Origin of the sequence: Acinetobacter sp. BY419 (assembly GCF_019038395.1) — a bacterium.
Classification (GTDB): domain Bacteria; phylum Pseudomonadota; class Gammaproteobacteria; order Pseudomonadales; family Moraxellaceae; genus Acinetobacter.
The window spans coordinates 1-7,391 of sequence record NZ_JAGFXZ010000056.1 but is presented as its reverse complement, the minus strand read 5'-3'; the positions used below and the strand labels follow the sequence as shown (position 1 = coordinate 7,391).

The following is a 7,391-nucleotide window of genomic DNA, read 5'->3' as shown; positions in this document are numbered from 1 at the left end:
AGTATTTTGATCTAACATTGCTAACGTCTCCAGAGGAGTAAGTATTTATTTGATACAGCCATGATAAGCCAACCGATTGAATAGTTAAAACAGTTTGTATTTATCTAATCAATCGATTTTTTAGATTATAAATCCCATCATAGATTTTATGCTGCCTTGTTATGATTTTTGGTCTGTGCGGAATAAACGGAATAACTTAAAACTAATGCGGGAGCTCTATCAAAAAAAATGCTCCCTGTTCAGGAGCATTTTTAAACATTAATGAATCCGTTGTTCGATACGGAGTGATCGACCTTTGATTGAGTTGGCCAGAAAAAATAAGATCAGACTGAGCAGAGCCGATAAAATGGCAACACCAATAATGACTAGATTCGCAATCTGACTTAACTGATTCGCCTGTTGCACCTGCGTATTGACACTCTTGGCGACTGGTGTCATGGCCTGACCATAGACCTGTTGCTGCATAGTCCAGATTTGCTCAGGCTTGAAACCATATTGTCCAAATTTAGGATCCTGTTTTTCTGCTTCAACCAAGTTTAAAACATAGGGTTTTGCGGCAGATAAATCTTGAGGCTTATGCAACAGTGCCGTCTGCGCCAGTAAATAAGACTTCACAGGCGCAACAATCTCTGAATCGGCCAGATAACGGGCAATTTCACTGTCATTGATATTACTGTCGTAATACACCACCTGCTGATAAGCATCATCCCGATCATTCCGTAAATCATGCTGCCAGTAAGTTAATCCTGACCAGATAACAATAAAAGCAATCAGCCAGCCGACAAATTTCAGCACAAAAGACTGAAAGCGCACATAAAAGAAACGGAACTTTTTCAGCAGGCCGATCATAAAAAATGCACCGATAAAAGAAGCAAAAATTTTAATAATCAGCCAGCCAAACCAGCTCAGCAAACTATAAAAATAATCCGGACTATCCCCCATGTTGGCCAGTGTCGCGTCTACACTGACGGGTAAATGCAGTTGCTGTACTTGAGTACTCAGGCCAAAAAATCCATAAACGATTTCCTGCTGAAAAAACAGGCCAATGATTGAGGCTATAAATACGGTAGAGGTGGTCAAACCCAATAACATCAAATTGCGTTGACGTTTCTTGAGTGCAACTACCCCCTGCTTGATGTCCTGAGGCTTAATGGCATATTCATCTAAGGGCGGCAATCTCTACTCCTTTTTTCAGATCTCGGCCCTACTTGAATTAGTTGGGCTTGGATCCACTGGTACTTGACTCAATTACCAAATGATTCAAATTATCCTGTAAAGCTTTCAAACGCACGGTTGCTTCTGTACGTTTTTGTACACCTTCTTTCTGGATCTGAATCACATCATTTACAGTTTTAATGAGGGTGTTTTGCACATGTTCAAGCGTTTCAATGTCAATAACCGAACGCTGGTTAGCTTTAGCCGTATCGACCGAGTTCTGATGTAACAGGTCTGCATTACGGCGCAGCAGCTCATTGGTGGCATCATCAATGGTATTGGCCAGCTGTACACTGTTCTTTTGTTCACTCAACGAAATCGCCAGACTGATCTGGTTTTTCCATGCCGGCAAAGTAATATTTTTAATGGCATAGAACTTGTCGACCAGCATCAGATTATTCGACTGAATAATCCGGATCATCGGTAAGGTCTGCATGGCAGATTGCTGCAAGACCTGTAAATCACTGACACGTTTTTCCAGATTGTTGGCTAAATGATTCAGGTCATAAATTTTCTGTGTGGTGGTCTGATCCTGCGGCAAGGCGGTTAAAGCAGCAATTTCCTGCTGTAGCTCCTGCTCACGTAAACGGCCTGCGGCAATGTGTATCCCGAGCTGTTTATATTCATCCTGCACCCCATCAAACATTTTATCCAAGGTATCCACACGTGCTTTTAAACCGGATTGCGAGGTTTCAATTTCTTTGACCAGTACATCCAACTGCTCTTTGGTGGTATTAAAATTTGCATCAAAATTATCTTTGGCACCTTTGAATTTGCTGATGATATTGCCAAAAAAACCCGAGTTTTTCTTTTTATTGAGAATACTGCTGGTATTCAGTTGCTGAGCCACCTGCACCACCTGATTCAGCTTCTGTCCTGTCGCATCCAGATCTCTATTTTGAACCAGATTCAGCAATTCATCGGTATAGGTCGAAGTTTTGGTCGCAATATTTTTACCATATTCAGCCACACTATTATGACTCATGTTCTGCAGCTCTTTGCGTGCAGCCAGCACCTCCTGAAAGTCAGCAGGCTGTAGGCCCAGTTCCTTCAGGTCCATTTGCTGGAATTTTTGTTCGACCAGTTCATTCGAGCTTTCAACAGGTAAATTTACTAAATCAGACTTGGTCATAGTTCACCTTATATTGTTATGTTTTCGAGGGTTTCTCGAGGGATTTTTTTAACGTTTTAATTAGACTCTCACGACTATTATCAAGTTTTTCCAGATCACTTGTCGAGTATTTCGTCTGGCTTTGTTTGACATGATATTGCCAAGCCGGAATCAACACCTGTTGCGCCTCCTTAAAGCGATCTAGCAAGCTAAAGGAAAGCTGCTGCGAGAGCTGCATCTGGGTAATGGCGATGTCATTACTGCTTTGTAAGGTACGTAGGGTATTGATTTTTTTGGAGAGACGCTCAGAAAAATTATCTAGTGGATGCTGGTTTTTGACGAACAGCGGATATTCAGATAAAAACTCTTCAGCCGCGACAATGTGTTTCGCCATCTGTTCACGCAACCCCAGAAGCTGCTGAAAACGCGACTGCGATTTCTGGATTTCAATCTGCAGTTTACGGCTTAAGTGATCGGCCTGATCAAGTAAACGATCCAGTCGTTGATAATACTCTATCTGACTCGAACCATAATCCAGATCGACGCCCAGCCATTTCTGTAGTGTATTGAATTTACGTTTTTTCAGATATTTCTTGGACTCAGCCAAAGCCTGAATCAATTGCTCAATAGTCTGGCTCAATTGTTGGGTCAAATGTGGATCAACCCCATTGAGCAGCACCGACTGTGCCTGAATCAAAGCATCTGCATAATGATTCAGCCCATATTGATTATCCAGTACAGGCACCAGCTCATTTCGCTTGATCGCCAGAATTTCCTCACGATCAAGCGTCATGTCAGTCAAGGCAGGTAGAGCTTCAAAGCGCGACATGATGGAGGCGATATCCTTTTAAAATGTGAAACAAAGAAGTCTTGAACATCTTTGAATGTAGCAAAAAAACTGACCGTGTTGTGTATATTTATCCAGAAATTCGTTACATCACTTTAACTAAATCTATGTTTTAACTTTATTTTAATTATGATTTTTGAAACATAATCAAATTCTAGATACGAGCTAGACCACATAGCATATTGATGATTATTTAATTTTATTCATTCAAAATTGCAAAAGTTTTTAATCGGATTTAAACGATTATAGAAGCTTAATTTTACTGAGAGCCCAGATACAAAAAAAGCCATATTGCTATGGCTTTCAAGGATGATCCAACGCTGGCTTAGAGATAATCCCCTTCGCTCTCCGGCTGAAACAGTACTTTTTCAATGGTCACTTTCATGGTGTGGCCATCTGGTTGCGGCCATTCAATGGTTTGACCTTCAGCTAAGCCCAGAATGGCTGCGCCTATCGGTGCGATGATATTGACCTGCCCCTTTTCACCCTTAAATTCATGCGGGTACACCAGCGTCACTTCGACCGGCTCTGGTGAAGGTGCAATGGTCAACAACACACGTGAATGCATGGTCACAATATTGCGTGCAATCGCTTTTGGATCAATCACTTCGGCACGTGCCAGTTCATCCTCCAGGCGAATCATGGTTTCGCTGAGCTTGGTCTGATGCTCAAGCATCGTTTCCAGACGATGCAAGTCTTGTTCAGATAAAATAATGTTGGGCTTAGTCATCCTTATTACCTTGTTTAATTCATAAATAAAAATCAATCAACAGCCATCAGCATCTTTAAATACAGGATTTACCTATATTCAAATGATACCGATCCATATAACGTTTAAATAAATAAGAATGATGACATTCACAGCGCTTATTTCAGCACCACCTTACAGTAACATGGGATTTACTCAAGAGCTTCATCTACCATAATATTCAGCTAATATCTCTGACACTTTTAAAGGGTCGGATACCGAGAATAATTTCTGTAGTTTACCAAGAAAAGCCTGTAATGCATGTATTCATTCTTTTAAGCATTTAAAAATAAAAATGAGTATATAAAAGACTTTAAGCCAGATTTAGAAAAACTCAATATGATTTTATTGATGACTTACTCTCTTGAGCCATAGACATCAGCCAAGCACGGATTGAGTTTGAAACATCATTCTATACATATTGAACTCAACCAAAATAAGCTCCATCAAGTCCAAACATCTTTAATGTCGTTATTTTTACAGCTATAAAAAAAGCTCCCGGTTGGGAGCTCCTTTCCGTCTAAAACCAATTATGCATAAACTGGGTATCTAGCACATACAGCTGCAACTTTTTCTTTAACTGCATTAATAACAGCTTCGTCGCCTTTCGAATCTAGAATATCAGCGATCCAGCCTGCAAGCTCACGTACTTCAGCTTCGCCAAAACCACGAGTGGTTACTGCAGGTGTACCGATACGGATACCTGAAGTCACGAACGGAGAACGTGGGTCATTTGGTACAGAGTTTTTGTTCACAGTAATGTGAGCAGCACCTAACCAGGCATCAGCCTCTTTACCAGTGATGTCTTGTTTGATCAAAGACAACAAGAACAAGTGGTTTTCAGTACCACCAGAAACAACGTCATAACCACGAGCGATTAATACTTCAGCCATTGCTTTTGCATTAACAACGACTTGTTGCTGGTAAGCTTTGTATTCCGGTGCCATTGCTTCTTTAAAGCAGATTGCTTTCGCTGCAATTGCGTGAACCAAAGGACCACCCTGGTTACCCGGGAATACAGCAGACTGTAATTTTTTCTCGATTTCTTCGTTTGCTTTCGCAAGGATTAAACCAGAACGTGGACCACGAAGTGTTTTATGAGTCGTTGTAGTGGTTACGTCAGCAATTTGCACCGGGCTTGGGTAAACACCAGCAGCAACCAGACCTGCAACGTGTGCCATATCAACAAACAGGTAAGCGCCAACTTTGTCCGCGATTTCACGGAAACGCTGCCAGTCAACAATTTGGCTGTACGCAGAGAAACCAGCAACGATCATGCGTGGCTTGTGCTCAAACGCTAAACGTTCAACTTCCTCGTAATCGATCTCGCCAGTTTCAGGGTTTAAACCGTACTGAATTGCGTTATATGTTTTACCAGAGAAGCTTACTTTTGCACCGTGAGTCAAGTGACCACCGTGAGCAAGGCTCATACCCAAAACTGTATCGCCCGGGTTAAGCAGTGCCAGGTAAACCGCTGAGTTTGCTTGTGAACCAGCATGCGGCTGAACGTTAGCATAATCAGCACCAAAGAGTTCTTTAGCACGGTCAATCGCCAATTGTTCGATAACGTCTACATACTCGCAACCGCCATAGTAGCGTTTACCTGGGTAGCCTTCCGCATATTTGTTGGTGAGTTTTGAACCTTGAGCTTCCATTACTGCTGGTGAGCAGTAGTTTTCAGAAGCGATTAGCTCAATATGAGCTTCTTGGCGAGCATCTTCATTCGAGATTGCTTGAGCTAATTCTGGATCAAATTCAGCGATAGAGATATTGGCAAACATTAGCGAGGTCCTATTGATTTAGGGCTTTTAAGCCGTGCTAAGATTGGCGCGTATTGTAGCATGAAGTTTTGAATTTTCGGTCATGAACTTTCTCCACTTTGCAATAAAAATGGCTCATGTCTAAAAAACATGAGCCATTTAGATAAAAATAAGTTATTGAATTGGCATTAGAGATTTTACATCTGAAATAATATTAGTAATATTCAGCGCATAGACGCTGCCATGATCCCATTTAGTCGTATTTGATTCGTCCGTAATATAACGTACTGAGGTTTTTTTCTGATTCGCTAATTGAACTAAAACATCTGTTGCTGCTTTCGGAACGGTACTGTCTGCTGAACCCTGATAAATAATGACCGGTGTAGAAACTTTCACCAGTAAAGGCTGAGAATCCTTTTCCAGGAAGCTTTTCACAATTGGAATACTCATAAACTCAGTCTGAGTCCGAGGATAATTATTTACTGAGTTATTGTTTTTTTGCGCATAGACATACATTTCCCTGCCAAATTTTGCACCAAGTACATCATAACAGTCAGTTTCTGCATTTTTCGCGATATCAACGGTTGGTGTTTTAAAAATCTGGCTATATTGCAGATTTGGGTTCGGATTACGCAAACCGGCAACAATCAGTGCAGTAAAGGTATCTAAAGACGCTAATGTTCCAATCTTTTCACTTAAAACTGTCTGTTTTTCAGCCTGCGCTTCCCCTCCTGTCAAAATCAAATTGAAATTTGAGGCCGGTGCTAAAGCCACCGTACCTTTATAGGTCATTTGAGAAGCGCGCGCAGCATACTGGGCAGCACCTAAAGCAGCCTGACCACCCTGAGAATGTCCAACTGCCATCCATTGGTTAGAAGCTTCTGACCCTAAATAATCTTTTGCAGCCACCACTGCATCGGTCAGCGAATATGCCTCACTCTTAAGATTCAAGAAAGGATGGAGTTCTTTGCCACTCGGCTCTCCTAATCCTTCATAATCAGGTGCAACCACGATATAGCCAGCTTGAAGGAATCCACTAATCATATTTTTGATAAAAGGATTCAGTTCATTTCGACTTGGTGCACATTGATCAGCTACACCAGTCGTGCCATGTGCCCATGCGACGATCGGCCATCCTTTTGCTGGAGGCGTTCCCTCGGGTGTAAAAACTAAAGCAGTGGCCTGTGTTTCTTTACCATTAACCCCTAACATCTTATAGGTCATGATCACACTTTCGTCAGTGATCCCTGAAAAATCTGTTTGAGTATAAGCTGCAGGTGTTGCCACCACCGGATTATCTATATTATTTACCGGAATAGTAGGTTTGGCCTCGTAAAAAAGATCATTATCACTATCATCGTTACAAGCGGTTAAGGCTAAACTTAATGTGAGAAGAGTACAGGTCAGTACATGACGTTTCATCGATCTTATCCTTATCTTATTTATTATATCTAATGAGTTTTTCTGGCTTTATCTTAAACAAACGCTAAAACTAGACTTAATTTCCCAATTTATCTAAACAATATCAAGAAAAGAATGAGTTATTTTTGTGTTAAATTTACATTAGTTTAAATTTATTATTAAATTAACCTGAATCCTGCTTAAGCCGATGATTTCATAATTTGAATTTTTGGCTTATTTCGATGGGTTAATTGATATGCACATAGCGAAGCATAAATTCCGCTGAGAAATCCATGAAGACTACGTGCT

The 7,391-nt window shown here is 41.0% G+C and carries 6 protein-coding genes and 1 pseudogene; all 7 read right to left on the bottom strand.

Going from position 1 to position 7,391, the window contains the following annotated elements:
* Window positions 1-258 precede the first annotated feature (258 nt).
* The gene (locus KUG37_RS14300) at window positions 259-1,176 is read right to left on the bottom strand and encodes a hypothetical protein (protein ID WP_216935322.1); all 918 of its coding nucleotides are present in this window, start codon (window positions 1,174-1,176) and stop codon (window positions 259-261) included.
* 37 nt (window positions 1,177-1,213) lie between these two features.
* Window positions 1,214-2,347: a toxic anion resistance protein gene (locus KUG37_RS14295; RefSeq protein ID WP_216935324.1), complete on the bottom strand. Its 1,134-nt coding sequence runs from the start codon at window positions 2,345-2,347 to the stop codon at window positions 1,214-1,216.
* A gap of 16 nt (window positions 2,348-2,363) precedes the next feature.
* Entirely contained in the window at window positions 2,364-3,155 is a 792-nt protein-coding gene (locus KUG37_RS14290) for a tellurium resistance protein (protein ID WP_216935326.1), read from the bottom strand.
* A gap of 343 nt (window positions 3,156-3,498) precedes the next feature.
* Window positions 3,499-3,903, bottom strand: a complete 405-nt coding sequence (gene rnk, locus KUG37_RS14285; RefSeq protein ID WP_216935328.1) for a nucleoside diphosphate kinase regulator — start codon at window positions 3,901-3,903, stop codon at window positions 3,499-3,501.
* A 548-nt stretch (window positions 3,904-4,451) separates the two neighbouring features.
* A complete protein-coding gene (gene glyA, locus KUG37_RS14280) occupies window positions 4,452-5,702 on the bottom strand; it encodes a serine hydroxymethyltransferase (RefSeq protein ID WP_216935330.1) in 1,251 nt (416 codons plus the stop codon).
* Between the two features lie 153 nt (window positions 5,703-5,855).
* Complete coding sequence (locus KUG37_RS14275) at window positions 5,856-7,103, bottom strand: lipase family protein (protein ID WP_216935332.1); 1,248 nt, start codon at window positions 7,101-7,103, stop codon at window positions 5,856-5,858.
* Window positions 7,104-7,282: 179 nt separating this feature from the next.
* Window positions 7,283-7,391, bottom strand: a pseudogene (locus tag KUG37_RS14270) (IS982 family transposase); the annotation flags it as partial.

Excerpts from the sequence above, each read along its gene's own strand:
- KUG37_RS14295 (WP_216935324.1), bottom strand. The coding sequence starts at position 2,347 with ATGACCAAGTCTGATTTAGTAAATTTACCTGTTGAAAGCTCGAATGAA.
- KUG37_RS14290 (WP_216935326.1), bottom strand. The coding sequence starts at position 3,155 with ATGTCGCGCTTTGAAGCTCTACCTGCCTTGACTGACATGACGCTTGAT.
- rnk (WP_216935328.1), bottom strand. The coding sequence starts at position 3,903 with ATGACTAAGCCCAACATTATTTTATCTGAACAAGACTTGCATCGTCTG.
- glyA (WP_216935330.1), bottom strand. The coding sequence starts at position 5,702 with ATGTTTGCCAATATCTCTATCGCTGAATTTGATCCAGAATTAGCTCAA.
- KUG37_RS14275 (WP_216935332.1), bottom strand. The coding sequence starts at position 7,103 with ATGAAACGTCATGTACTGACCTGTACTCTTCTCACATTAAGTTTAGCC.